The organism is Flavobacterium movens, assembly GCF_039581425.1.
In the GTDB taxonomy this organism is placed as follows: Bacteria; Bacteroidota; Bacteroidia; order Flavobacteriales; family Flavobacteriaceae; genus Flavobacterium; species Flavobacterium luteolum.
Genome location: NZ_JBCPXY010000007.1, coordinates 91,419 through 118,345, shown reverse-complemented (window position 1 = coordinate 118,345; position 26,927 = coordinate 91,419). Strand labels below are relative to the sequence as shown.

Below are 26,927 nucleotides of genomic sequence, written 5' to 3'. Positions count from 1 at the left end.
CCATGGAAAAGAAAACAAAAATTCACGCGGAAGATGACAGACAAGATCTCGTAATTACAAGAGAATTTAATCTTCCGGTTGAACTATTATTTAAGGCTCATACCGAACCCGAAATTGTTGCGCAATGGATGGGCACAAAAGTTTTGAAATTGGAAAGCAAGAAATATGGCGGTTGGGAATTTGAAACCAGTGATCCTAATGGAAATGTAGTTTTTAAGGCCAATGGTGTTTTTCATGATTTTGTTCCGAATGAAAAAATAGTTCGAACCTTTGAAATGGATAATATCAATTTTGCACCTCAATTGGAGTTTTTAGCATTTGAAAAGCTAACAGATGAAACTAGTAAATTGACTATGCAGATTATCTACAAATCTATTGAACATAGAATGAATCAGTTAAAATTGCCATTTGCACAAGGTTTAAATATGGCACACAACCGATTGGAAGAAATTGTAACTCAACTAAAATAAAAATCATGAGCAAAAAGAATAAAATTATTTATTGGATTGCCACTTTATGGCTGGCTTTAGGAATGACATCAACAGGAATTGTACAACTGATACCTTTAAAAGAAGAAGCAGAAATGATCCAACATTTAGGATATCCGCTTTACTTTTTAACCCTTTTGGGTGTTTGGAAATTATTGGGAGTTATAGCAATCTTAATCCCTAAATTCGGTTTATTAAAAGAATGGGCTTATGCAGGTTTCTTTTTTGCAATGTCAGGAGCCGTTGTTTCGCATTTAGCTGTCAGAGATGATGCATCGGCACTTTTTGGACCAGTATTATTAATTGTTCTAACAGTCGTTTCTTGGTATTTCAGACCAGAAACTAGAAGATGCAATTCTAATTAAAAAATATAAGAAGATGAAAAAACAACTGACAATAAACGAACAAGAAGAATTATTAAGCATTCTAGAAAAACGTTTTGAGAAGAATGCAAACCGCCATAAAGGTTTAGATTGGTCAAAAATTGAAGCCAAACTAAAAGCTAACCTATCAAAATTATGGTCTCTTGACGAAATGGAAAGAACTGAAGGCGAACCCGACGTAATTGGATATGATGCTAAAACTGATGAATATCTTTTTGTAGATTGTTCTGCTGAAAGTCCAAAAGGCCGTAGAAGCATCTGTTACGATCACGAAGCATTAGAAAAAAGAAAAGAGCACAAACCTGCTGATAGCGCTATTAATATGTCTCAAGAAATGGGAATTGAAATCTTAAATGAAGAGCAATACAAAGAATTGCAAAAATTAGGAAATTTTGATGCTAAAACTTCAAGCTGGATTTTAACTCCGCCAGAAATAAGAAAACTTGGTGGTGCTATTTTCTCAGATTTCAGATACAATACGGTTTTTGTGTATCATAATGGTGCAGAATCGTATTATGCTGCGAGAGGATTTCGCGGTTTGTTAAGAGTTTAAAGAAGATTGAAAACCTCCATAATTGGAGGTTTTTTATTCTCTTAAAATTTTCTCCATTTTTTTGCCTTTGGCTATTTCATCTACTAGTTTATCAAGATAACGTACTTTCTGCATCAAAGGATCTTCTATTTCTTCGACACGATAACCACAAATGACACCAGTGATTTTGGAAACATTCGGATTCAATTCTGGAGCTTCTGCAAAGAAAGTTTCGAAGTCAATTTTCCTCTCAATTTGTTCTTGAAGTTGCTCATCATTATATCCTGTCAACCATTTAATTACGATATCCAATTCTTCTTTGGTTCTCCCCTTCTTTTCAACCTTTTGAATATATAAAGGATAAACACTGGAGAATAGTAATTTATATACTCTTTCGTTTTTCATTAGAACTCTTTTTTAGCGATAATTTGGTTTTTATGTAAATATAATTCAAAACTTAAAAAAACTCAAATACAAGAATTATTTATAACTTAGATTCTTCAAAAACATTTTAAAAAATTAAAGTGATGAAAAATAATTCAAATGACGAGACACCAAAAGTGACAGGACTTGGCGGAATTTTCTTTTTTATGGATAATCCAAAAGAAACCAAAGAATGGTACACCAAAAATTTGGGCTTAGAAATTAACGAATGGGGTTCTTCAAGTTTTGAATCTAGAAACCTCGAAAATCCTAACCAAATTGAATCTACACAATGGTGTCCATTTAAGAAAGGTGACGAATATTTCTCTCCATCAAAAAAGGAATTTATGGTGAATTATCGTGTTCAAAATATTGAAGGTCTTTTAGAAAAATTAAAAGCAAATGGCGTTACAATTCTTGACGATATCGAAACCTACGAGTATGGTAAGTTTGTACATATTATGGACACAGAAGGCAATAAAATTGAACTTTGGGAACCTTAATTTAGTTTTGAGTTAGGAATTATTGAAAAAACACTATGTTTAATACATTAATTAAAATCAATTGTCATTCAAAAAATAAGTTTTTAAAACTGATCGCGGGCAATTTATTAGAGAAATTATATTGTTGCGAGATAAACTGTGCAGAAATGGATAAAAGCGTCTTGTTTGCACATCATGCGCGCGGATGTACGATTGTGGCTTCTAAAATCTGTGAAAATGTTGTCATATTTCAAAATGTATCAATTGGAGCCAATTTGAAATACAATAAAATTAATGATGAATGGGAAAACGTCGGAAATCCTATCATTGCTAAAAATGTAATTATTGCTGACGGCGCCAAAATTTTAGGTCCAATCTTAATTGGAGAAAATTCGGTTATTGGTGCGGGAGCTATTATAACAAAAAATATTCCCGCAAACAGTGTTGCTTATGGTGTAAATCAGTTTAAGCCTAAGGATGGAAATTACGATTTTATCTTCAACCCCAATATGATTGATTCTCAGAAAATAATAGCAGCAAATAAAAAACTAGTAGCCGATTTTAATCAAAGGAACTAATCACATTCCTGGCCAATACAAGAAATTGAATTTATGTCCATCTGGATCTGCAAAACCAAAAGTATAACCTTGCTCAAAATTCTCAGGCTCAGAAAAAATAGTTCCGCCAATTTCTTTCACTTTTTTGTACCAAAGGTCTACTTCTTCCCTACTTTCTGCAGAAAGCGAAAATATAATTTCATTTTCTTTTTTAGCATTTACTAAATCACCCTTTAAGGCAGTTTTGAACCTATCGTTTGTAAAAAAGTTGATGATGAAATTATTCTCCGCAATAGAAAAACTCACGATTTCGTCTGTGTTTTGTCCGTTTTGCTTGAAGCCTAAATTGGTATAAAATTGAATTGTCTGCTGTAAATCGTGAGTAACCAAGTTAGCCCATATCATTTTCGTTTTCATAAACTTTAGTTTTAATTGATTGAGACTAAGTTACTGATTTTATTATTTAAAGAGTTGTAAAATAATGGAAAAGGTTTTCAGAATTCTTATTTTTGTGTGCCTTAAAAAGCAATTCCAAACTGAAATCCAACAGTAAAACTGGCGGGATGATCATTTCCAAAACGAACAGGCAACGGTACGGCAATATAATAACTGCAACTGCTACTTTTTATAATGGTTTTATTAAATACAGGAGTAAAACCGTATCGTCCGCTGGATTCAAAAGCTGCTCTTCCTGCAAATGTGTAGCCTTTTCCTAAAGCAACCAAAACGCCAGGATGAAATAATAAATTGGTTACTTTGCTTGTTCCTTTATCGTCTTTTATATTAGGAACCATCTCAAAAGAAAATCCGATTTTCTCATTTTTCCAGATATTTATTCCCGTTGGAAAACCAACCGCATAATAATCTCTAAAGTTTACAGTAGTCTCATCTGCGTTTATGGTGACAATGGGATGCATGATGCCAAAATATCCCGTAATTTTTGGATAAGTAGTTTGCGAGAAAGCTGTAAAACCAGCAAATAATACAATAATAAAAGTTAGCTTGAAAGACATTGTTTTTAATTTTGGTTATAAAAACAAAGCTAGAAGCATCTGTTATCAAAAAATAGAACTCAGTTTACCTTTTGTATCTGGTTTACTTTTTTGACTTTTTTCTATAAGCCGAAGGATTTTTTCCGGTATGAAGTTTAAAAATTCTAGTAAAATGACTTTGGTCTGAAAAGCCTGTTATATAAGCAATTTCAGTTAAGGTATGAGTTGAATTTTCAATAAGATTAATTGCCTTTTCGATACGGAGTTTTCTAACATATTCTCCAAAATTTAAATCTTCAAAATGTTTTGAAAATTCTCGTGACAAGTAGGAAGGATTTAAATCTAATTCGCTCGAAATCTTCTTTAAATCAAAAGTAAATTGAGCGTCAATCTGGTCTTGAATTATGTTTTTCAAATCTTTTACCCACAAAGGTGTTTTGCCTGATATTTTTTTGTCTTTTAGAAACTTGTTATAAACTTCATGCAGCAATTTTTCGAACGGACTATTTTGTAAATGATTCTGCTGATATAAATGTGTAGCCCAGCTGTATAAGGCATCATACAAAATCATTCCTTTTTCTAGCAATTCCTGATCATCTTTGATATTATAAGCCATTCCAGCAGAAATAGCCCAAAGTCCAGCCGATTCTTTTGCGATTTCGTGCCTGTCGGTATCTGCGCCACGCACAATTCCCGCAACAATTTTAACTGCTGGATCTTTTATATCATATTTCTTTACGATATAATCAAAAGTACATTCTTCATTATAATGCGTAAATTCAACGTTTGGGATATCAAACGGAATGGCATTCAGCTCTTTTGCTTTTGTGATAACATCATCAAAAGGAACATAAATAAACTCAGATTCAGTATCAACAAATTTTCGAATCAACCACGGACAGGCAATTCGATCTATTTTGGGTCTTTCTCTGGTTATCCATTTCATTTCGAAATACTTTTATCTTTTAAAACTTTAGCTAAACTACATCTATTTATGATTTATTCAAAAGCTTGAATTTTAAAGTTTTGTGATTTTTTGAATGATGATAAATTAGAAATAAAAAAAAACTTCTAAACTAATTGTTTTCAGCAATGAGAAGTTTCTAAACGATTTTTCTATTTTTAGGCTTTAATACTTTATTAAAGAATATATGATCCTAGCTTTTGATACTTATTACTTTGACCAAAAAGCAAAAACAATCTGTCTTGAATTTGCGAATTGGAATGAAGATAAAGACTTTAAAATTCATTCTGAAACAATACACAATGTATCAGAATATATTCCTGGTGAATTTTATAAAAGAGAATTGCCATGTATTTTGAGTTTGTTAAACCAAATAGATTTGTCTAAGATTGAAGTTATTGTTGTTGATGGTTTTGTGTACTTAAATGACGAACAGAAATATGGTTTAGGAGGTTATCTATACGAGAAATTAAACAAAGAAATTCCAATTATTGGTGTTGCCAAAACGAATTTTGCCTCTATAGAAAAGAATAAAAAAGCTTTGTTTAGAGGAGATAGTAAGAAACCGTTATACATTACTTCTGTCGGAATTGATTTGGATGAAGCCTATAAAAAAGTCGAAAGCATGCATGGAGAATTTAGAATGCCGACTTTATTAAAAGAATTGGATAGATTGACAAAGGAAAATTTAGAAATAGAAAAATAAGAAGTTGTTCAATTGCAATACGCTTATTATAAATGTGTTGCAATTAATCATACTCCTATTCAAAAAAAGTCGAACCATTTTTTTTAAAGAAAATGCGTTCGACTTTTTTTATTCGGTCGCCTGAGTCTGGTTTCTTTTTCAATTTTGTATCGAAATAAAATTCTAACATCAAAAAACGATACAATGAAAACTTCAGTAAAATTTTTAGCAGTTCTTTTAGTAAGTAACTTTTCTTTTGGACAAGATATCAACAGAAAAATTGATTCTATAATAAAAGACAATTGTCAAAAAAATCCTAATGTTGGTATTAGCGTTGGTTTTGTCAAAGACAACAAAGAATATTACACTTCGTATGGCAATCTAGATTCTAAAAATGATGCCAAAATTGATAAAAACTCGATATTCGAAATCGCTTCGATCACTAAAATTTTGACTTCTAATTTAATTGCACAAGCAGTGAATGAGAATAAAATTAAAACAGATGATTTTATAGACGCTTACCTTCCTACAGCATATGTACTGCACCCAAATCTTCAAAAGAAAATAAGAATTTCAGATTTGGCCTCTCACCAATCTGGTTTGCCTGATATTGATTTTGGGAAACTGATTGAACTTAATCCGCAACAGCCTGTAAGTAGTGTAACGCAAGAAACATTATCATCATTAATTAATAATTGTACAGAATTAGCAGATTATGGCAAATATCGTTATTCAACAATAGGTTATACTTTGCTTGGTCAAATATTAGAGAAAATCTATAATAAAAGTTATGATGAAATTATTGCAGAAAAGATGATTCAGCCATTAAAAATGAAAAGAACATTTACAAAAGATTTTAATGTAAAAAACATCACTACAAGCCATAATCCAGATGGCGGAATTCAGGAATTCTTCAAATGGAATATTACAGCTCCAGCTGGATTAATTAAATCAACCGCTTCAGATATGATTCTTTATTTAAAAGCTGTTCTAAACGAAAAAAGCGCTGTCGGTAAAGCTGAATTGATTACAGAAAAAATCTACTATAAAGATCAAAAAAGAGAAATGGGATTAGGTTTAGGAATCATGACAGATGATAAAAATACCATTTATTCTAAATCTGGAGATTCTATGGGACAGTCTTCTATTGTATGCTACAATAGAGACAAAAATTGGGGAATCATTATATTATTAGATCAGCGAAATTCAAAAATGAGACAGAATTTACTAAATACGATCTATGATACTGTTTTAAAATAAATTAAAATAAAAACTCCTCAATTTATTTGAGGAGTTTTGTTATTAAAGTTGCTCAGCAGTGCTAAGAAAACGATTATACTCTAGAATCTTATTCTTTAACCTTTCTGCTAAATAAGCGTTTCCATCTTTAAGCTCGTTATGTATAATTTCGGCTTCTTCAATATATTTTAACTTTTTCTCATCATTCCAATAATACGGAGGTTGGTATAAATTGCATATTCTATCAGCCATTTTTACAGCCCAAACTTCTATTGGCTGTTTTTTAATTCTGTTTAAGCTATCGCGCATTTTTTCAAATGAATCCTCAATTTCTTCATTTTTGGTTAATGCCAAAACTCCCGATGCTACCTGAGTTCCAAATAAATCGATAACTTTTTCATAAGTAAATGCAGTGTCTTCAATAGTATCATGAAGCATAGCACATTTTACAGCCAAATCGGCATTCATATTTTCTGTAAACCGCACAGCATTTAAAACTTCAAAAACGACGCTTCCAATATGATTGATGTATTCTACCCTTTCTCCTTCATTACTGCCTCCATATTTTTGTCCGTCATGAAGTTTTGAAACCAATTGCCAAATATTTTGTATTTCGTCTATAGACCAGTCTTTTTGCTGTTGCATAATTTTAATTTTGATTGGATGTAATTTATTGCTTTTTTTCGAATATTGAAAACATTCAATCAACGTTCTGCTTCTCTTTTGCGATATGATTGTATATTAGCTTCAACTAAAACTAAATCTTTAATCCGAATGAACAATCCTCAAGAGCTTATAGAAATAATACCTTTTCCAGAATTTGAGAATACTTTTAATAGTATAAATTCAAATGAAAAATTTGTTTTTTTGCCTCTTGCTACACTTCAATTTAAGAAGCATTCAGAATTTGAGAATAAGAGTTTTCATTTTGTTTCGATTTGGGATACAGGAGATTATGAGGAAAGTTTTTTTAATGAGTTTAGAAAAAACATTAGATGTATCAAATTCAAAATAGAAAACAACAAATATTCTTATCCAGAAAAATTGAATTTTCCTTTTATTAATTTATTATCTCACGCATATGATCTAACTCAGCAAAATTTCCAGCAGAATTTAGATTACTATTTAGCACCTAAAAGCTATCATGAATTTTCCTCTGAAAAAAGTATTTTCAGCCAAGGACGAGAATTTGTCTTTAATTCCTTAAACGGCATCGATAAATTTGAATCTAGTTATTATTATGAAAGGATAATGCAATATTTATATACCAAAGAAAAATACAAACTTTTTGACAAAATAAATCCACAGTTTACTTATTCTGAAACTTTTATCGGAATAACAACGACCAAAGAAGAAGTTATAGCAGAATTTAATGAAGAGGGAAAATCTAAAGATGAAATCATTAATAATCTGCTAGGAACGCCAGAATGGCTGCAGTCGCCTGAAGAAATTCCGGAAAAAGTAAGTTTAATTTTTATAGGAAGTGTTTATGAAGGAGATTTTACAAATGGATCAGCAGAAATATATCTTTATTGGGATAAAGAAAATGATGAAGCCTATCAATTTTTTCAGTGGACATAGACACGATTAAATATTAAGTTAGATTATTACGATGCACGAAATTTTAGAAATAAAAGAACTAAATACTGAGGATATAAAATTTCTTAAAAAAGAATTAAAGCAAACATATGCGCTTTCATTTTTTCAATCTCTCTTAGGTATTGTATTGCCGATTTACTTAATTTATCTGACTCTTACTAATAGTGATCTTGAAGACAAAGGATTTCCATTATTAATGATAATAGTAATTTTTGGCTTTTGGACTTATGCTGCTATCAAAGCAATGATAACTACTAGAGAAGAAAAACAGAATTTATTATTGCAGAAAAAGATAGAGGGTAATCTGAAAGTTTTAGAAAAAGAAATTGTAACGAATGAAGGTTATGAATCGGATACACAATCGTATGAAATAACAATTTATTCTCAAATTGAGCAAAAACACAGAAATATTTCAATTAGTAGAAAAGACTATGATAAAATTGAAATTGGAGATTTTGTTGGAATTACCTATTTTACAGACAATACTTCTATAAAAGCATTAATTTTTAAAGAGCAAGATTTAAAGTATAAGTCTTTTACACACAAAAGAAAGTCTGATTAAAAACGATAAAATGAAAACAACTATATTTTTAACTTATTTTATTTTAATGCTTTGTACTCCTTTTTATTCTCAGAATAAAAAAATAGCAATGAAAAGAAGAGAGAATGATGTTATTGTTGTTATGTATCTTACAACCGGAAAAGATAATGTTAAAACGGCAAACTATACTTTAAAAAATAAAGAAGAGAAAGTATTACTCAAAGATATAAGAGGAATGGAGAATTTAGGTCGTGGTTATCAAGCTATTGATGCCAAAAACAAATTAATCTATTTTTCTCTAGAAAAAGGAAATATTGTATTTAAGTTAGGTGTTAAAGATGTGGCACGTGCTTATACTGTTTGCGGAACAGCTCCCAGTTATAATGTAACTATCAAAGACACACTTAATCATTTTGAAATTGTATTATTAACTGATAATATGTGGCTTAATATAGAAAATACACGGAGTTCAATTGGGCAAATATCAAAAAAGGGTGCTGATGACTGTTATTTTATAAATGGCAAAAGAGAATATTCGTATCAAAATTATCCAGCAACAAATAGTTTTTCAGGGATTAAAAATGAAAATCCCAATGCTGTTATTTTTAGAAAGGACAATCTGTATGGGATTTTTTCAAAAACTGAAGCCTTTTATGACGAAATAAAAATTGTAGATCTTATGACGAAAGTAAAAAAAGGTAAGTTGTATAGTTATTACGAAATAAACAAAGTTCCGAAGTATAAAAAACTAGATGATTTTATAGGGCTATATGCTAGATTTGAATTACCCAATGGGAAAAAAGGTTATTTGACAGGTTCTGGCTATGAATATTTTGATAAATGATTGTGAATTAATTTAATAAATAGAAGATTTAATGACATCTTTGATAGAATATTTTAAAAAGCTAGGCTTTCCAGAACATACTTTAGCTGAATTTTTAAGTTGTATAAAAACAAGACAATTTTCGGCAAATGAGCTGATTCTCGTTCAAGGTCAATCTGAAAATTATTTGTCTTTTATAGACACAGGAGTTGTCAGATATTATGTTATTGCAAACGATAAAGAAATTACATTTGATTTTGCGTTTAAAGATTCCTTTTATTGCGCATACGACTCATTCTACAATAGAGCTAAAACCGAAATTTACGTTCAGGCATTAACAGATTGCCAATTATATTCTATATCATACGAAAGTTTACAGCGTCTTTACGAAAAATGCGAAACAGCAAAGAAACTTGGACGCATCGCAACTGAATATTTGCTTGATAAAAAAGTAAAAAGAGAATTAGACCTTTTAACCAAAACACCGCAAGAAAGGTATGAAAGATTACTATTTGAACAGCCAAAATACATTCAACAGATTCCGCTAAAATATCTTGCTTCTTATATTGGCGTTGTACCAGAAACTTTAAGCCGAATAAGAAAACGCATTTCTTGACCAAAGTCAATTTGCAAACCATTTATTAAACTCAGATTTGTACGAACATTTTAACAATTTAAAATCAAGTGCAAATGAAAGTTACAATTACACATATCGACACGGCATGCGTGCTGTTAAACATAAATGGATTTAAAATTTTGACTGATCCTACTTTAGATAAAAAAGATGGATTTTTTCCTCAATATGTCAGCAGTCCGATGGCATTTTCAAAAAAATATTGCAGTCCTTCCCTATCTATTGAAGAAATTGGAAAAATAGATTTGGTTTTGTTAAGTCATGATCATCACAGTGATAATTTAGACAAAAAAGGGCGTCTTTTTATTCAAACAGTTCCAACTGTCCTCTCCACAAAAGACGCTGTAAAACGCTTAAAAAATACCAATACAATAGGACTTGACAACTGGCAGGAATATGAAGTTGAAACTGAAAAGGTAAAAAAACTAAAAATTACTGCGATACCGGCTCAGCATACTAATATCAAAAGATTGAACAAAGTTATGGGAAAGGTGATTGGTTTTACTTTAGAATGGGAAGGTCAGCAAAACGGCTGTTTGTATATTTCGGGAGATACAGTTCTTTTTGAAGGTTTGCATGAACTGGAGCAAAAGAAAAAAGTAGAGATTGCTATTTTGCATTTAGGGGCTGGAGCATTTCCTTACTTAAAAAAGAATTTAAGAGTTACAATGAATGGTGAAGAAGCCATTGCAACAGCTCAACTTTTAAAACCGAGTGTCGTAATTCCGATACATTACGAAGGCTGGTGGCACTTTAAGCAATCTGTAAAATCATTAAAAAACGAGATTGAAAAATCTGAAATAAAAGAGAAATTTTTGTGGTTGGAAAGTGGTGTTGATACACTCCTGCCAATATAAATTATGATATCTCCTGAGAAATTACATTAGTTTATTTTATATAGACTTGGCTATTTTGTGTCGATATCCTTACATTTGACAAAAACTCGATTTTTTACTCAAACCTTATATAAAAAAAGCATGAAGTTAAACCTCATTTTTGCAACGCTTTTTATTATTGTCTCTAATTCTAATTTTGCACAAAGCAATTTCTCGGAGAATCCGTTAGATGCAGTTTTTGAAACAAAAGATTCAAAAAACTTTTGGAATGCTTATGATAACATGGAAAAATCTAAAGGAAATCCTTTCATCGAATATATGGAGAAAGGTTCGCAAGGTGTTAAAGCATTTACTGAAAATAGAATAATAAATGCTGATTCCCTTTTTGCTGTTGTAAAGAAAAGAAAAGCAGATTATGAACTTTCAAGAAATGTTTTAAATAGTATTTCTACAAAAGAAAAAAGAGTTAGAGCGATTTATAGCGCATTGAAATATTGGTATCCAAAGGCAAAATTTCCTCCTATTTATTTTGTGTACGGAAGATTTAATTCAGGCGGAACTTCTGCTCCAGAAGGGATTATCGTTGGGACCGAAATGCTTCAAAATCTAGATGGAGTTTCGGGTTTAATTGCACACGAACTCATACATTATCAGCAAAATATAACCGGTAAGGATATGCTCTTGAAATGGTGCCTGATGGAAGGTGGTGCCGATTTTATTGGTGAACTTATTTCAGGAGAATCAATTGATTCGTTTTCATACAAATACGGAGCGCAACATAAAGATAAATTATGTGAGGAATTTGTATCAAAGTTAAAAAATACTGAATATATAGATTGGTTGTACGCAACTTCTAAAAAAGATGACAGACCAAATGATTTAGGATATTGGATGGGCTATAAAATAATAGAATCTTATTTCAATAAACAAAAAGACAAGCAAAAAGCAATTGACGAAATCCTGAATATAAAAGATCCTTTGCAATTCTTGCAACAAAGCGGTTTTCTAGATGTTTGTATTGAAAAATATCAAAAATCTAAAAAAGAAAGTTTTGATAAGTTTTTTGAATAACGGAATTCAGAGAATATTTAAAACTTAAAAAAAATAATACAAGGCTCATTTTATGTGCTTGAACAAGAACTATTCTATAATCGACGATTTGTGAAAATCAACGTTTAAATTCCTATTTTCGCTAAGATGAAAGTAAAAATAAAATGACTGAAATAACAATAGTTTTTCGTTTTAATATATCTGAAGTTGTATATCCTTCAGTTGAGGAAATCCTATATTCTGAAAATGAATTAAACATTATTTCAGAAGACCGAATTAGAAATGATTTTTTAAAGAGTGATCATGTTATAGCCAATAAAATTAATAGCTATATAGACAATGGAGAATTGATTCCGACAGCATTATGGCAACCATTTTGGTTATCTATGATTCATAGAGAGCAAATGAATGTTTTTACAGCAGGAATAGGAGATCTCAATCAGTTTAAAGAATTTGAAAAATTTCTAGAGGCTAATAACTTTAAACTTTCTGAAATAATTTATTTAAAGCTAAACGATATTTCTAAAATTACCCAAATGGCAAAAGAGAAGTATTCAAAAATGTATGATGACGAGGAAATATTGAGAAATCATATTGAAAAATATAATAAAATGAGAGAAAAAGTAATTGATTATGCTTTGCCAAAATATAAAGTATCGATGCATGATTTCTTTTCAGAACTTATAAAAGTATAAAGTCTTTTATATTTAGTAATTATATAATCTTTAACTTATTAGTATTGAAAAAAGTCATTAAAAAAGGAATTGTTTTTTTGCAGGTATTTTAATCTTATGTCTTATCTATAGTTTTTCTGTAAAGAGTTATGATACCTATTCTGGAAAAGAAACTTTACAATATTGGAAGAAAAACGAACAACTATTTGAGTCGGTTAATCAAAATCAGAGTTTATCATTTAAAAATTTAGATCCTTATTTGCTACAAAACGATCTTTTTTTGCTTGGAGAATTTCATGGTATAAAAGAGACAATAAAAAACGATGTAAATCTTATTAAATATTTAAATCGAAAAGTTGGCATGAAAGCACATTTCGCTGAAATTGATTTTAGTCAAGCGTATTTTCTAAACCAATATTTAGAATCTGGAGATGAAAAATTAATAGATCATGTTTTAGATACATGGATAATTTATCACGGTAACAATAATAAAGACTACAAAAGGAAATGGATAGAAATATACAAGCTAAATCAATCTAATTTACCAAATTTAAAAATTCATGTTTATGGAATTGATAAAATCCAGAACCTAAAACTAACTCAAGAGCATTTAAAAATTTTATTGAAAAAAGTAAATCTTTCGGTTAATTTTCCAGAGGAAGATTTGTTGTTTATTAATTGGGCGAAAGAACAATTGCCAAAATTGCTTTTAGATTCCCAAGAATCAGATGATAATACCGTTAGAGATATTTTATTTATTCAGAAAAACTTAGCCGATTATATTTCTGTTTCTAGAGAAAACATTATGTATTCTAATTTTAAGAGTTTATACAAAAGATACAATCTTAAAAATGAGAAAGTTTACGGCTATTTTGGAGAAGCTCACGTTTTGCAAAAACAATTAGGTAAAAATAAAGATTTTGGTGTTTTAATAAAAGAAGATAAGAATTTAGGAAATAAAACATTTACTATAATTTCAAGGTATTTAGACAGTAATATGTCTGCACCTTCTAAATTTTTACCTTTCTTTTTAAAGAGCGGAAAAGAGCATACAAAATTAGAAGTTACTTGCAATAATACCTTTCTTATTTATCATCTAGGCATCAGTGAGTTAGAAGAATTAACTGTTCCTAATACTAATACTTTTTTTGATTTAAATGAAGAAAACTCTCCTTACAAACAGTCAAATAGATTGGTTAGGAGTTTTGGATTGTTGAGTATGATTTCGGGAATGAATATAGTAGATGAAACTTGCCCTACTACAGATTATGCTCAAGGTTTACTATTGATTAGGAATTCTGATTGGGCACAGCCGAATGATTGATTTTTAATTACTCTTAAATTTATTAATAGCGGAAGAAAGATTTAACATAAAAAAAACTCCTTAAGAAATTAAGGAGTTTTTTTTATATGTTAAACCTGTTGTTTTTTTCTACTTTTTATCAATTTGTTTGCTATTATAAAAAGGCCTAGGACGACTAAAAAATGGATTAAATATGATTTAGGTTTATCATCGCCATTAACAAAAGAAAAAACTCGATTCCATCTTATTTTATTAAAGCCTTTACCATCCTTCTCCAAGCTCAACCATATAAAAACGGGCTTGCCAACTACATGGTCAAAAGGAACATATCCCCAAAACCTTGCGTCTAAAGAATTATGACGGTTGTCTCCCATCATCCAATAATAGTCTTGTTTAAAAGTATAAGTGTCGCTTATTTTACCATTTATTAGAATATTATTATCGTTGATTTTTAAAGTATTATGTTCGTATTCCTCGATAATTCGTTTATAAAAAGGAAGTGATTTGAAATCTAATTTAATAGTTGCCCCTTTTTTAGGGATGTAGATAGGTCCAAAATTATCAATATTCCAGCCTAATGATGAATTGTGAGGAAATACATTTCCATCTTCTCCTTTTGGTGTCAATTGTTTTTTAACACTTTTTACAACAGGATTGCTAGCTAATAATTTCGCTTCCTCATCTGTTAATGTTAAAAAATATTCTCCTGAATTAGTTAGTGCAAAATAGCCATTATCATATTTTAATCCTTCTCTGGCCCCATATATAGACCTAAGTTCGTCTTGGCTTATAGCCTGTCCTTTAGTATCAATTAAAAAGTTATATTGAGCTTTTGCACTTTTTGGTAGCACCGATAATTTACCGTTAATATAAATATTTCCATCACGAATTTCTAAAGAGTCCCCAGCTATTCCGACACATCTCTTAACTAAGTTTGTTTTTTTATCAATAGGTTTGTAATAGTTTCGATCTGGATTAAAATTATCCATATTTCGCAAAGTATCTGCGGGTTGATTAAAAACCAAAATTTCATTACGTTTGATTTCTTCTAATGCCGGAAGCCGAAAATATGGTAATTGAAATTTATTTAATAATGACGTTTCCTTTTTTGTAAAATCATCATTGAATAAATAAGATTTTAAACCTAAAAAAGGGATTGAATCATGTACCATAGGCAATGCGACCGAAGTCATTGGCACTCTTGCTCCATAATTTATCTTACTTACAAACAAAAAATCTCCTGTATATAAAGTCTTTTCTAATGAAGAAGATGGAATTGTAAATGGCTGAATAATATAAGTATGGACAAGCGTAGCGACAATAATAGCAAACACAAGAGAGCCAATCGTATCTTCTGTTTTAGATTTAGGTTGTAAATCTCTATTCTCAATATAGGTGAGTTTTGAGTTATAATTTAAAAAGGTAATATAGAAACCGAATGTTAGCAAAACAAGTGCAGTATCTTTTGTGGAATTTTTTCCAAAGCTTCTAATACTCTCTATCCAAACAACAGGAATCATTAACAGATTGATAATAGGAGTAAAAACAAGAAAAACCCACCAGCGAGGACGTTTTATAATTATCATCAATACTACTAAATTGTAAAATGGTATAAATGACTCTAGTGGTTTTCTACCTGCTTTTATATAAAGTTTCCACGTTGATAATCCATGGACAATTTGCAAAATTAAAATTAAGATGAGCCATTGTGATAAATTCATACTTTCTAACGTTTTATTATGTAGTTGTTTTTTAAATCTAAGTTTATAATTGATTTAGTATATGTATCATTTTGCTTAATTTGTTACATAATAATGAAACAACGCGTTAAACTATAATCTATTTAAAATAAGATTTGCGCTATGGAATTGGTAATGATCTTGATTATAAAGTGTAGTTAAATTAGTTTGTAAAAGAAAAAAGCCTGTAAATCAAAAGATTTACAGGCTTTTTTCTTTTTAGTGGGGAGAGCAGGATTCGAACCTGCGAAGTTCACACAGCAGATTTACAGTCTGCCCTCGTTGGCCGCTTGAGTATCTCCCCAAAATCTGAATGTAAATGATGATTTATTACATTCACGAAAGTCAAAAAAAAAAAAAATCCTTAATTTCTTAAGGAGTTTTTTGTGGGCGATGAGGGGTTCGAACCCCCGACCCCCTCGGTGTAAACGAGGTGCTCTGAACCAGCTGAGCTAATCGCCCTATTTTACTAGGTTGCTATCATTTGTGATTGCGAGTGCAAATATACATTTAGAATTTATATTTGCAAACCTTTTTTATTAAAAAATTTGTGGGCGATGAGGGGTTCGAACCCCCGACCCCCTCGGTGTAAACGAGGTGCTCTGAACCAGCTGAGCTAATCGCCCTATTTTACTAGGCTACTATCATTTTGTGATTGCGAGTGCAAATGTACAGCTAGATTTTGTATTTGCAAGCCTTTTTGGAAAAAAAATGAAATATTTTTTCACGTTTTTATTTAGAAGGCTATTTTTCAAACCTTTAAAAAATGAAGTTTTTTTACTCTTTTCTTATAATTTCGTTAAAAAGCCAAATTGAGAGCTGTAATTCTTAATATTCCTTTGTAGTGATTCGACTTAGTTATACATTTGCATACCTAAAAATAGTATACTCTAATGGCACGATTTAAAGAAAATGATTTACCTAAATCAAAAATAACGGCTACTTCACTTAACAAAGCAAAAACAATTTTCACATACGCAGGACATCACAAATGGAAATTTTTCATTGGTTTGATTTTTCTCCTTTTAACGGGTGCCACTGCCCTAGCCTTTCCAAAACTAATGGGAATGCTGGTAGATTGCGTAAAAAACAAGAACAACGACGAAGCAAATACAATTGCTTTGGGGTTAGTTGTAATTCTGTTTCTACAGTCTTTTTTCTCATTTTTCAGATTATCATTATTTGTAAATTTTACCGAAAACACACTGGCAAACTTGCGTTTGGCTTTGTATACCAATCTGGTAAAATTGCCCATGACTTTCTTCTCTCAAAAAAGAGTTGGTGAATTAAACAGCAGAATCAGCGCCGATATTACACAGATTCAAGATACTCTAACAACAACAATTGCGGAGTTTTTACGTCAGTTCATCTTAATCATTGGTGGAGTTATTCTTTTAGCAACTGAAAGCTTCAAATTGACGCTATTAATGCTTTCAGTAGTCCCTTTAGTAGCAATTGCAGCGGTTGTATTTGGTCGATTTATTAGAAAATATTCTAAAAAAGTACAAGATCAGGTTGCAGAAAGCCAGGTAATTGTAGAAGAAACCATGCAAGGAATTAGTATCGTGAAAGCTTTTGCCAACGAATGGTATGAAATTGCAAGGTATAAAGGAAAAATTAGCGAAGTGGTTAAATTGGCTATTAAAGGCGGTAAATACCGCGGTTATTTTGCCTCTTTTATTATTTTCTGCTTATTCGGAGCAATTGTAGCTGTAGTTTGGTACGGAGTACGTTTGAGTATTGCTGGCGAAATGAGCGTCGGACAATTAATTTCGTTCGTATTATATTCTACTTTTGTTGGAGCTTCGTTTGGGGGAATTGCGGAACTATACGCGCAAATTCAAAAAGCAATTGGTGCGACAGAACGTGTTTTTGAATTGCTAGACGAAAATCCAGAGAAAATCAATTCAGATTCAAGTCAAAATCAAGAAAAAATAAAAGGAAATGTTACTTTCAAGAACGTAGCATTTAGTTATCCTACACGTCAAGAAGTACAAGTTTTGAAAGATGTAAACTTCTCAGCAGAATTTGGTCAGAAAATAGCAATTGTTGGCCCTAGTGGTGCCGGAAAATCGACTATATCTTCTCTTCTGCTTCGTTTCTACGATATTACTTCTGGAGAAATTACAGTTGACGGGAAAAATATTTATGACTACGATTTAGAAAACCTTCGAGGAAATATGAGTATTGTTCCTCAAGACGTAATTTTATTTGGAGGAACCATTAGAGAAAACATTGCATACGGAAAGCCAGACGCAACAGATGAAGAAATTATGCAAGCTGCTAAACAAGCCAACGCATTTAATTTTGTTGATGGTTTCCCTGAGAAATTTGAAACTTTGGTAGGAGAACGCGGTGTTAAACTTTCAGGAGGTCAGCGTCAACGTATTGCGATTGCAAGAGCCTTGCTTAAAAACCCAAGTATTTTGATTTTAGATGAAGCTACATCGTCTTTAGATAGTGAAAGCGAAAAACTAGTTCAAGAAGCCTTAGAAGTATTAATGGAAGGCAGAACGAGTATTATCATCGCTCACCGTCTTTCAACAATCAGAAATGCAGATAAAATCTTAGTTTTAGATAACGGAAAAATTTCTGAAGAAGGAACGCACCAAGAATTAATAAACTTAGAAAACGGAATCTATAAGAATTTAAGCAACTTGCAGTTTAGTAACTCTTAAAAGGAAATTTCAGTTTTATAAAATCCATATTCCAATAAAAAAACTCCATTTAAAAATCAAATGGAGTTTTTTTTTAACCTCAAAGCAAACCCGAGAGGTTTTAATAAAAAAGCTTCAATGAAAATTGAAGCTTTTTTTTATATAAACTGTAAACTATAAACTGAGACTGAAAACTAAAAATTATTTCCCTTTTCTGCGTTTACGTTCTGCCTTAATCATAGACAATTCACGGCTTGTTTGTCCTGCTACAGAAGTATTTTCTTCTGCACGACGGATCAAGTATGGCATAACATCTTTTACAGGTCCGAATGGTAAATATTTTGCAACATTATAACCGTTTTCAGCTAAGTTATAGCTAATATTATCACTCATTCCGTATAATTGACCGAACCAGATTCTAGAATCATTTTTAGCGATTCCTTTCTGAGTCATCATTTCCATTAACTTGTATGAACTTGATTCGTTATGAGTTCCAGCAAAAATGGCCATTTTATCAATATGCTCTAACATATATTGTACGGCATTATCATAATTTACATCGGTAGCTTCTTTAGAAACACAGATTGGAGAAACATACCCTTTTTCTTCGGCTCTTTTGTTTTCTTTTTCCATATAAGCGCCACGAACCAACTTCATTCCGATATAAAAACCTTCCGTTTTTGCAACATCATGAAGTTTTTTAAGGTAATCTAAACGATCCCAACGGTACATTTGCAATGTGTTAAATACTATAGCTTTTTCTTTATTGTATTTACGCATCATATCAGTAACCAAATCATCAGCAGCATCCTGCATCCAGCTTTCTTCACCATCAATTAATAATGCAACATCCTTTTTGTGAGCTTCACTGCATATTTTATCAAAACGAGCTACTACTCTATCCCATTCTGCTTGTTCAGCAGGGTTTAAAGTTTGTTTTTCACCTAATTTTTCATACAGTTCAAAACGTCCTAAACCCGTTGGTTTGAAAACAGCAAACGGAATAGCTAAACGTTCTTTAGCAAAATCTACTGTTCTTAAAGTCATTTCTAAGGCAGCATCAAATTGCTCTTCTTCTTCTTTTCCTTCAACGGAATAGTCTAAAACTGAAGAAACTCCTTTTGTAAACATTTTGTCTACCACAGTAAGGCAGTCATTTTCGTTTACACCACCACAAAAATGGTCAAAAACAGTTGCTCTAATTAATCCTTCTACTGGTAAATGAGCTTTAATTGCAAAATTAGTTACAGCAGTCCCAATTCTTACTAAAGGCTCGCTGTCAATCATTTTGAAAAGAAAATAAGCTCTATCAAGTTCCGTGTCACTCTTTAGTGAAAATGCAACTTGCGTGTTATCGAATATCTTTTCCATTAAAATTTATTTTTTATGCAAATATAGAGAGTGTTTTGAATATTTTTCACTAAACAGCATCATATTTTTCAATATTCTTAACAAGAACATCTCAAATGTTAATTTGTGAAGTAAATATTTATTTCTTGAATAATTTTATCTTAATTTTAAAGATGCAAACCCGCATTTTAAACAAATTAGCCCGAAAGTTTGAATATTATTACGTTTAAAATGCCTTATTTTGCGCTTTCAAAACAACAAAAGAATTATGCAATCTATTCAAGCCAATAATTATCTCGTACATTTTAATGAGAATGCTTACGAAGCTTTAAATAAACATTTAAAAGAAAGTAAATATTCTAATATATTTATAATTGTTGATGATCAAACTAATGAGTATTGTTTGTCTAAGTTTATTCCGGTTTTGGAAACAGATTTAGCAATCGAAATTATAGAGTTTGAAGCTGGAGAAGCAAATAAAAACATTGAAACTTGTATTGAGATCTGGAATATTTTGACAGAACTTGGAGCTGACAGAAAATCGCTTATTATTAATTTAGGAGGCGGAGTTGTTACAGACTTAGGCGGTTTTGTTGCTTCTACTTTTAAAAGAGGTGTAGATTTCGTTAATATCCCTACTACTTTATTATCTATGGTTGATGCTTCTGTTGGAGGAAAAACAGGAGTTGATTTAGGAAATCTTAAAAATCAAATCGGCGTTATCAATGTGCCGCAAATGGTTTTGATTGATACACAATATTTGGAAACTTTACCACAAAGCGAAATGCGTTCTGGTTTAGCAGAAATGCTTAAACATGGTTTAATTTACGATGCGCCTTATTGGAGACAGTTTTCGGATTTAAAATCGATTGTTTTTGATGAATTGGATCAATTGATTTATCGTTCTGTAGAAATTAAGAATGAAATCGTTATTCAAGACCCAACAGAGAAAAATATCCGTAAAGCTCTAAACTTCGGACATACATTAGGTCACGCTATTGAAGGCTACTTCTTAGAAAGCGAAGAAAAAACTACTTTATTGCATGGAGAAGCGATCGCGGTCGGAATGATATTAGAAAGTTATATTTCGCTTCAAAAAGGATTGATTTCTGAACAAGAATACAGAGAAATAAAAGCGGTAATTAAAGACATATATGATGATGTAATTTTTGAAGAAAATGACATCGATCCGATCTTAGAATTGTTAATTCACGACAAAAAAAATGAATACGGTTTAATTCAATTTGCATTGATTGAAGGAATCGGAAAAATAAAAATTAACCAATCCGTTGAAAATAAATTGATTCTAGAAGCGTTTCAGGATTATAAATCTTAAACTTTTTTTAATCAAAAGCGTTGCATTTGGTATATATTATTTTTTACATTTGCCCCATGAAAACAAAGAATCAGCAAAGGCACTTCAGCTCTTACCGAAACAGACTCAACAGTTCTTTATTAAGAATGTTGAATCGTTTCTATAATAGCAAAAGTCCTTTTTGTTTTGATGTATTCCAATGTACAAAAGCAGAGCATGAAAAACTGCCTATTATATTTGCCAATATTAGAGTTTGAATTTAAGATTAAGTCCCCAAAAACCTAAATTAAATTATAATTACAATCTCTAAACATTGATAAATAAATGAATACAAAATATTCTGATCTAATAAACCAAACATACTACTTTCCACAAGAGGAATTTAAACTAAACAAAGACAACCTATTGTTTCACAACATCGATTTGATGAAATTGGTTGAACAATATGGTACGCCATTAAAGTTTACTTATTTACCTCAGATTTCTGAAAACATCAACAAAGCAAAAGCATGGTTCAGAAAATCAATGGAAAAAAATAAATACGAAGCAAAATATTACTATTGCTATTGTACAAAAAGCTCTCATTTTGAATATATTATGAATGAAGCTTTCAAGAATAACATTCACATCGAAACATCATCTGCTTTTGATGTAAATATTGTGGAGAATTTATTAGAAAACGGTAAAATCAACAAAAGTACGTATGTAATTTGTAATGGTTTTAAAAGAGACGAATACATTACTAATATTGGTAGATTAATCAACAACGGACATAAAAACACTATTCCGATTATTGATAACTACGAAGAGTTAGATTTGCTTCAAGCAGAAATTAAAGGAAAATTCAAAATCGGAATCCGTATTGCTGCCGAAGAAGAACCTAAATTTGAGTTTTATACTTCTAGATTAGGTATTGGTTACAAAAACATAGTTTCTTTCTATAAAAAACAAATCCAGGAGAATGATAAGTTAGAGCTGAAAATGCTTCACTTTTTCATCAATACTGGTATAAATGATACTTCATATTACTGGAATGAGCTTGTAAAATGTATTAAAGTATACATTGCTCTTAAGAAAGAGTGCCCTACTCTGGACGGTTTGAACATCGGAGGTGGTTTTCCAATTAAAAACTCACTTGCCTTTGAGTATGATTATCAATACATGATTGATGAAATTATCAATCAGATTAAAATTGCTTGTGATGAAGCCGAAGTTGATGTTCCAAATATTTTTACGGAATTTGGATCGTTTACTGTAGGTGAAAGCGGTGGTGCAATCTATCAGATTTTGTATCAAAAACAACAAAATGATAGAGAAAAATGGAATATGATCGATTCATCTTTCATTACCACTTTACCAGATACTTGGGCTATAAACAAACGTTTTATTATGCTGGCAGTAAATCGCTGGAATGATACTTACGAGCGGGTTCTGTTAGGAGGTCTTACTTGTGATAGTGACGATTATTACAATTCTGAACAAAACATGAACGCCATTTATTTGCCTAAATACAACAAAGAGAAGCCTTTATATATTGGATTCTTTAATACTGGCGCTTATCAAGAAACAATTGGAGGATACGGAGGTCTGCACCACTGTCTGATTCCGCAACCTAAACACATTTTAATTGATCGTGATGAAAATGGAATTTTGGCAACGGAGGTTTTCTCTGAACAACAGACTTCAGACGATGTTTTAAAGATTTTAGGATACAAAAAAAAGGTGTAAAAAAACGGCAGATTAAGTAATAATTTTTCTTAAAAAATTCTTAATTTGCATTAACATCCTAAAAGGTTAAACTTTTTAATTCAAAAAAAAACAAAAAAATGAAAGGACCAATCAGTCAGTTTATTGAAAAACACTATTTGCATTTTAATTCTGCTTCATTAGTAGATGCAGCAAAAGCATACGAGCAGCAATTAGCTGATGGTGCTAAGATGCTGGTAAGTATGGCTGGCGCAATGAGTACAGCAGAAATTGGAAAAATTTTTGCCGAAGTAATCAGACAAGACAAAGTGCATATTATTTCATGTACTGGAGCAAACTTAGAAGAAGACATCATGAATTTAGTAGCCCATTCTCACTACGAGAGAGTTCCTAATTACCGTGATTTGACACCAGAAGACGAATGGGCCTTGTTAGAAAGAGGATTAAACCGTGTTACAGATACGTGTATTCCTGAGCATGAAGCTTTCCGTCGTTTACAAAAACACATTTACAAAATTTGGAAAGATGCAGACGACAAAGGAGAGCGTTACTTCCCACACGAATTTATGTATAAAATGCTGTTATCTGGCGTTTTAGAAGAATATTATGAAATTGATCTAAAAGATAGCTGGATGTATGCAGCGGCAGAGAAAAATTTACCAATTATCGTTCCAGGATGGGAAGATAGTACAATGGGTAACATCTTTGCTTCATACGTAATTAAAGGAGATTTAAAAGCATCTACCATGAAATCTGGAATTGAATACATGACTTTCCTTGCGGATTGGTATTCTAAAAACAGTTCAAACGGAATTGGATTCTTCCAAATCGGTGGTGGTATCGCTGGTGATTTTCCTATCTGCGTAGTACCAATGTTGTATCAAGATATGGAAATGCATGATGTTCCATTTTGGAGTTATTTCTGCCAAATTTCAGATTCAACAACTAGTTATGGTTCTTATTCTGGGGCAGTTCCTAATGAAAAAATCACTTGGGGTAAATTAGACATCAAAACCCCAAAATTTATTATTGAGTCGGATGCTACAATTGTTGCTCCGTTAATTTTTGCATATTTATTAGATTTATAGAATAATTTATGAAAAGAGTTATAGTAGACTACGCCAAACTTACCAACGAAATTTTAAACCTTTTGGTAGAAAAATTTCCTGATGGTTACGATGATTCGGATGTAATCCGTTTTAGAAATGCTAAAAACGAATTGGTTGAAGCTGTTGAAGTTCGTACTGAGGACACAATTTATTTGGTAAAAATTAGTACTAAACTTGCTGACAGAATTGAAAACTACGATGAAGATGATGATTTAGATGTTGATGTAGATGCAATTGCACCAGTAAAAGGAATGGACCTTGATGATGATATTAGCAATGACGATGATGAAGATGATGATAATCAAGACAAACCTGATGCTGATGGCGACGATGATGATGAAGATGATGATGACAAAGCTGACACTGATTATGATGAAGAAGATGAAGAGGATGAAGATTAATACATTTTCTTTTCAATAAATAAAAGGAACTCTATTTTGAGTTCCTTTTTTTATAACAATACAGTACAAATTCAACAAATTATATTTTTATTTTTATAGGATTATTTTTACATTTAAATCTTAAGCAAAAAATATATGCCTATGACTTCAGAAATTTTACACGCTACTTTAAAAGAAAATTTTGGTTTCGAAAAATTCAGACCAAATCAAGAAACCATAATTAATACCATACTATCTAGACAAGATACTCTGGCAATTATGCCTACTGGTGGTGGAAAATCAATATGTTTCCAGCTCCCAGCTTTAATCTTGCCTGGAATTACAGTTGTAATATCACCTCTGATTGCACTAATGAAGGATCAAGTAGATAGTCTAAAAACCAACGGAATATCAGCTTGTTACATAAATAGTTCCCAATCATCACAAGAACAGCAATATTATATTGATAATCTAAAATCAAATCATTTTAAACTAGTTTATATTGCTCCCGAAAGTCTTTCTTACTTAGATATGGCTTTCAATGAGCTAAATATAAGCTTAATAGCAATTGACGAAGCGCATTGTATTTCGTCTTGGGGACATGATTTTAGACCCGCGTACACTAATTTAGGTTATCTAAAGAGCCGTTTCCCTTCTACTCCAATCTTAGCTTTGACTGCCACGGCTGACAAAGCTACACGTACCGATATAACCAAGCAGTTAAATCTGAAAAATCCGAAAACATTTATCGCATCTTTTGATCGGGCAAATCTAAGTCTGGAAGTTCGTCCAGCTTTGGATCGAGTTAAACAAATAATTGATTTTATTGAAAACAAACCCAACGAATCGGGAATAATTTATTGTTTAAGCCGTAAAACTACCGAAGAGTTAGCAGAAAAATTGAAAAAAAACGGTATAGAAGCTAAAGCGTATCATGCTGGTCTTGATAATGAAACGCGTGCTAAAACGCAAGACCAATTTATAAACGACGATTGTCAAGTAGTTTGCGCTACTATCGCTTTTGGAATGGGAATTGACAAATCGAATGTTCGCTGGGTGATTCATTACAATTTACCAAAAAATATCGAAGGTTATTACCAGGAAATTGGCCGTGCTGGACGTGATGGTCTTCCGGCTGAAACAGTATTGTTTGAAAGTTATGCAGATGTGATTCAGTTGCAAAAATTTGCTTCCGAAGGATTGAACTCTGATATTCAGCTTGCAAAATTAGATAGAATGAAGCAGTATGCTGACGCTGTAAGCTGTCGTAGAAAAATTCTGCTTTCTTATTTTGGTGAATTGGTTACTGAGAATTGCGGAAACTGCGATATTTGCAAAAATCCTCCAACTTTTTTCGATGGAACGATTCTCGCGCAAAAAGCTTTGTCTGCTATTGTGCGTTTAAAAGAATCTGAGCCTTTGGCTGTAATTGTCGATTTTTTGAGAGGCTCGAGAAACGCGTATATTTATGAAAAAAATTATCAAGAGCTAAAAACGTACGGAATTGGACACGACGTTTCTTGGTATGACTGGAATCAATATCTTATTCAGCTTATCAATTTAGGATATTGCGAAATTGCCTTTCATCAGCATAATAAAATTTTGCTTACCCATTTTGCAAAGAAAGTTTTATTTGAAGGTGAAAAAGTAAAACTGACAACAGTTGTTAAGAAAACAATTGATAAAAGCGAAACCAAAGAGACAAAACCAAAAGCAGCTAAAAATTCTTTATTTGAAACGCTTCGAAAATTGCGTTATGAAATTGCGCAGGAAGAAGAAGTTCCTGCTTATGTTATTTTTAGTGATGCTTCTCTTCGTCAAATGGAAATCTTAAGACCTATGAGCGATGAAGAGTTCCTTGCTGTTGAAGGTGTTGGGAAAGCAAAACTGGAAAAATATGGAGCAGATTTCATTAAAGCAATTATTGAATTTGAAAGAAATAAATCTGTTGTAAAAAAAGAGAAAAAAGACAATACTTATAAAAAGACTCTGGAATTATTTCAAAATGGAGTTTCGGTAGAAGAAATAGCAGAACAGCGGGATTTGAGCTCAACTACGATTATTTCGCATTTAGCAAAATTGTATGTTGATGGTCATGATTTAGATTTAAGCCAGTTTGTTTCTGAAGACGAAATCTTAAAAATTGAAAAAGCTCAGATAGAACTAGAAAATCCAAATGCATTAAGACCTTACTTTGAGTATTTTGAGGAAAAAATGTCTTATGATAAAATTAGATTTGGATTGGCTTTTTTGGAGAAAAAACTTAAATAAGTTTGTCATCTTGACGAAGGAAGGATCACACTACAAATTTGACAAAGTTAGTCTTCAATCTTTGTGGAATCACTAGTGAGATTCCTCGTTCCTCGGAATGACAAGATTGAGTCAACAACAAACCAAAATCAATAAGAAATCCCAAACTCCAACGAAATTGGAATTTGGGATTTTAAATTTTCAAATATTAATTT

28 protein-coding genes and 3 tRNA genes are annotated in these 26,927 nt (G+C 31.4%); 21 read left to right on the top strand and 10 right to left on the bottom strand.

Features of this window, described 5'->3' with window-relative positions; all coding sequences use genetic code 11:
- Positions 1–2 precede the first annotated feature (2 nt).
- Genes AAYQ05_RS14020 through AAYQ05_RS14010 form a run of 3 tightly spaced genes read left to right on the top strand, consistent with a single transcriptional unit; the run spans position 3 to position 1,424 of the window.
- Entirely contained in the window at positions 3–470 is a 468-nt protein-coding gene (locus AAYQ05_RS14020; protein WP_343544098.1) for an SRPBCC domain-containing protein, read from the top strand.
- 5 nt (positions 471–475) lie between these two features.
- On the top strand, positions 476–853 hold the full coding sequence (locus tag AAYQ05_RS14015) for a DoxX family protein (RefSeq protein ID WP_343544097.1): 378 nt from the start codon (positions 476–478) through the stop codon (positions 851–853).
- A 13-nt stretch (positions 854–866) separates the two neighbouring features.
- A complete protein-coding gene (locus tag AAYQ05_RS14010; protein ID WP_343544096.1) occupies positions 867–1,424 on the top strand; it encodes a DUF4256 domain-containing protein in 558 nt (185 codons plus the stop codon).
- Between the two features lie 33 nt (positions 1,425–1,457).
- Here the strand turns inward: AAYQ05_RS14010 and AAYQ05_RS14005 are convergent, their stop codons facing one another.
- Entirely contained in the window at positions 1,458–1,808 is a 351-nt protein-coding gene (locus AAYQ05_RS14005) for a DUF2200 domain-containing protein (protein ID WP_343544095.1), read from the bottom strand.
- Positions 1,809–1,930: 122 nt separating this feature from the next.
- Here AAYQ05_RS14005 and AAYQ05_RS14000 point away from each other — a divergent pair, with 122 nt between their 5' ends.
- On the top strand, positions 1,931–2,329 hold the full coding sequence (locus AAYQ05_RS14000) for a VOC family protein (protein ID WP_343544094.1): 399 nt from the start codon (positions 1,931–1,933) through the stop codon (positions 2,327–2,329).
- Positions 2,330–2,475: 146 nt separating this feature from the next.
- Positions 2,476–2,886, top strand: coding sequence for a serine acetyltransferase (locus AAYQ05_RS13995; protein WP_343544093.1), 411 nt, complete (start codon positions 2,476–2,478; stop codon positions 2,884–2,886).
- Here AAYQ05_RS13995 and AAYQ05_RS13990 read toward each other — a convergent pair whose 3' ends face one another.
- The 3 genes from AAYQ05_RS13990 to AAYQ05_RS13980 form a co-directional block, all read right to left on the bottom strand.
- Complete coding sequence (locus tag AAYQ05_RS13990; RefSeq protein ID WP_343544092.1) at positions 2,887–3,282, bottom strand: VOC family protein; 396 nt, start codon at positions 3,280–3,282, stop codon at positions 2,887–2,889. It abuts the gene before it with no gap.
- A 101-nt stretch (positions 3,283–3,383) separates the two neighbouring features.
- The gene (locus tag AAYQ05_RS13985; protein ID WP_343544091.1) at positions 3,384–3,878 is read right to left on the bottom strand and encodes a hypothetical protein; all 495 of its coding nucleotides are present in this window, start codon (positions 3,876–3,878) and stop codon (positions 3,384–3,386) included.
- 82 nt (positions 3,879–3,960) lie between these two features.
- Entirely contained in the window at positions 3,961–4,803 is an 843-nt protein-coding gene (locus AAYQ05_RS13980) for a chromate resistance protein ChrB domain-containing protein (RefSeq protein ID WP_343544090.1), read from the bottom strand.
- Between the two features lie 205 nt (positions 4,804–5,008).
- Between AAYQ05_RS13980 and AAYQ05_RS13975 the strand changes: the two genes are divergently transcribed.
- Both AAYQ05_RS13975 and AAYQ05_RS13970 read left to right on the top strand, forming a co-directional pair.
- Positions 5,009–5,527 (top strand): endonuclease V, encoded by a 519-nt coding sequence (locus tag AAYQ05_RS13975; protein ID WP_343544089.1) that lies wholly within the window; start codon positions 5,009–5,011, stop codon positions 5,525–5,527.
- A gap of 183 nt (positions 5,528–5,710) precedes the next feature.
- Complete coding sequence (locus tag AAYQ05_RS13970) at positions 5,711–6,766, top strand: serine hydrolase domain-containing protein (protein WP_343544088.1); 1,056 nt, start codon at positions 5,711–5,713, stop codon at positions 6,764–6,766.
- Between the two features lie 42 nt (positions 6,767–6,808).
- Here AAYQ05_RS13970 and AAYQ05_RS13965 read toward each other — a convergent pair whose 3' ends face one another.
- Complete coding sequence (locus AAYQ05_RS13965; RefSeq protein WP_343544087.1) at positions 6,809–7,390, bottom strand: HD domain-containing protein; 582 nt, start codon at positions 7,388–7,390, stop codon at positions 6,809–6,811.
- Between the two features lie 129 nt (positions 7,391–7,519).
- Between AAYQ05_RS13965 and AAYQ05_RS13960 the strand changes: the two genes are divergently transcribed.
- The 8 genes from AAYQ05_RS13960 to AAYQ05_RS13925 all read left to right on the top strand — a co-directional run bounded on the left by AAYQ05_RS13960 (position 7,520) and on the right by AAYQ05_RS13925 (position 14,226).
- Positions 7,520–8,326: a hypothetical protein gene (locus tag AAYQ05_RS13960; RefSeq protein ID WP_343544086.1), complete on the top strand. Its 807-nt coding sequence runs from the start codon at positions 7,520–7,522 to the stop codon at positions 8,324–8,326.
- 31 nt (positions 8,327–8,357) lie between these two features.
- Positions 8,358–8,906, top strand: a complete 549-nt coding sequence (locus tag AAYQ05_RS13955; protein ID WP_343544085.1) for a hypothetical protein — start codon at positions 8,358–8,360, stop codon at positions 8,904–8,906.
- Between the two features lie 10 nt (positions 8,907–8,916).
- A complete protein-coding gene (locus AAYQ05_RS13950) occupies positions 8,917–9,729 on the top strand; it encodes a hypothetical protein (protein WP_343544084.1) in 813 nt (270 codons plus the stop codon).
- A gap of 31 nt (positions 9,730–9,760) precedes the next feature.
- Complete coding sequence (locus AAYQ05_RS13945) at positions 9,761–10,324, top strand: Crp/Fnr family transcriptional regulator (RefSeq protein WP_343544083.1); 564 nt, start codon at positions 9,761–9,763, stop codon at positions 10,322–10,324.
- 74 nt (positions 10,325–10,398) lie between these two features.
- Positions 10,399–11,199, top strand: coding sequence for an MBL fold metallo-hydrolase (locus tag AAYQ05_RS13940; protein WP_343544082.1), 801 nt, complete (start codon positions 10,399–10,401; stop codon positions 11,197–11,199).
- Between the two features lie 120 nt (positions 11,200–11,319).
- Complete coding sequence (locus AAYQ05_RS13935) at positions 11,320–12,249, top strand: DUF2268 domain-containing putative Zn-dependent protease (protein ID WP_343544081.1); 930 nt, start codon at positions 11,320–11,322, stop codon at positions 12,247–12,249.
- A gap of 143 nt (positions 12,250–12,392) precedes the next feature.
- Entirely contained in the window at positions 12,393–12,923 is a 531-nt protein-coding gene (locus tag AAYQ05_RS13930; RefSeq protein ID WP_343544080.1) for a nucleoside monophosphate kinase, read from the top strand.
- Positions 12,924–13,263: 340 nt separating this feature from the next.
- Complete coding sequence (locus AAYQ05_RS13925; RefSeq protein ID WP_343544079.1) at positions 13,264–14,226, top strand: hypothetical protein; 963 nt, start codon at positions 13,264–13,266, stop codon at positions 14,224–14,226.
- An 89-nt stretch (positions 14,227–14,315) separates the two neighbouring features.
- Here AAYQ05_RS13925 and lepB read toward each other — a convergent pair whose 3' ends face one another.
- The 4 genes from lepB to AAYQ05_RS13905 all read right to left on the bottom strand — a co-directional run bounded on the left by lepB (position 14,316) and on the right by AAYQ05_RS13905 (position 16,570).
- Positions 14,316–15,926 (bottom strand): signal peptidase I, encoded by a 1,611-nt coding sequence (gene lepB / locus AAYQ05_RS13920; RefSeq protein WP_343544078.1) that lies wholly within the window; start codon positions 15,924–15,926, stop codon positions 14,316–14,318.
- Positions 15,927–16,167: 241 nt separating this feature from the next.
- Positions 16,168–16,248 (bottom strand) — tRNA-Tyr (locus AAYQ05_RS13915).
- 83 nt (positions 16,249–16,331) lie between these two features.
- Positions 16,332–16,406 (bottom strand) — tRNA-Val (locus AAYQ05_RS13910).
- An 89-nt stretch (positions 16,407–16,495) separates the two neighbouring features.
- Positions 16,496–16,570: transfer RNA gene (locus tag AAYQ05_RS13905), tRNA-Val, on the bottom strand.
- Positions 16,571–16,837: 267 nt separating this feature from the next.
- On the opposite strand from AAYQ05_RS13905, the gene AAYQ05_RS13900 reads away from it, so the two are divergent.
- Positions 16,838–18,622 (top strand): ABC transporter ATP-binding protein, encoded by a 1,785-nt coding sequence (locus AAYQ05_RS13900; protein WP_343544077.1) that lies wholly within the window; start codon positions 16,838–16,840, stop codon positions 18,620–18,622.
- A gap of 180 nt (positions 18,623–18,802) precedes the next feature.
- Here AAYQ05_RS13900 and AAYQ05_RS13895 read toward each other — a convergent pair whose 3' ends face one another.
- Complete coding sequence (locus AAYQ05_RS13895; RefSeq protein ID WP_343544076.1) at positions 18,803–19,972, bottom strand: proline dehydrogenase family protein; 1,170 nt, start codon at positions 19,970–19,972, stop codon at positions 18,803–18,805.
- 247 nt (positions 19,973–20,219) lie between these two features.
- Between AAYQ05_RS13895 and aroB the strand changes: the two genes are divergently transcribed.
- The 5 genes from aroB (at position 20,220) to recQ (ending at position 26,733) form a co-directional block, all read left to right on the top strand.
- Positions 20,220–21,287, top strand: a complete 1,068-nt coding sequence (gene aroB, locus AAYQ05_RS13890) for a 3-dehydroquinate synthase (RefSeq protein ID WP_343544075.1) — start codon at positions 20,220–20,222, stop codon at positions 21,285–21,287.
- Between the two features lie 303 nt (positions 21,288–21,590).
- Positions 21,591–22,994, top strand: coding sequence for a type III PLP-dependent enzyme domain-containing protein (locus AAYQ05_RS13885; RefSeq protein WP_111424946.1), 1,404 nt, complete (start codon positions 21,591–21,593; stop codon positions 22,992–22,994).
- A 98-nt stretch (positions 22,995–23,092) separates the two neighbouring features.
- The gene (locus tag AAYQ05_RS13880) at positions 23,093–24,061 is read left to right on the top strand and encodes a deoxyhypusine synthase family protein (protein ID WP_057117936.1); all 969 of its coding nucleotides are present in this window, start codon (positions 23,093–23,095) and stop codon (positions 24,059–24,061) included.
- 8 nt (positions 24,062–24,069) lie between these two features.
- A complete protein-coding gene (locus AAYQ05_RS13875; RefSeq protein WP_343544074.1) occupies positions 24,070–24,483 on the top strand; it encodes a DNA primase in 414 nt (137 codons plus the stop codon).
- Between the two features lie 141 nt (positions 24,484–24,624).
- Positions 24,625–26,733, top strand: a complete 2,109-nt coding sequence (gene recQ / locus AAYQ05_RS13870) for a DNA helicase RecQ (protein WP_343544073.1) — start codon at positions 24,625–24,627, stop codon at positions 26,731–26,733.
- The last annotated feature ends 194 nt before the right edge of the window (positions 26,734–26,927 follow it).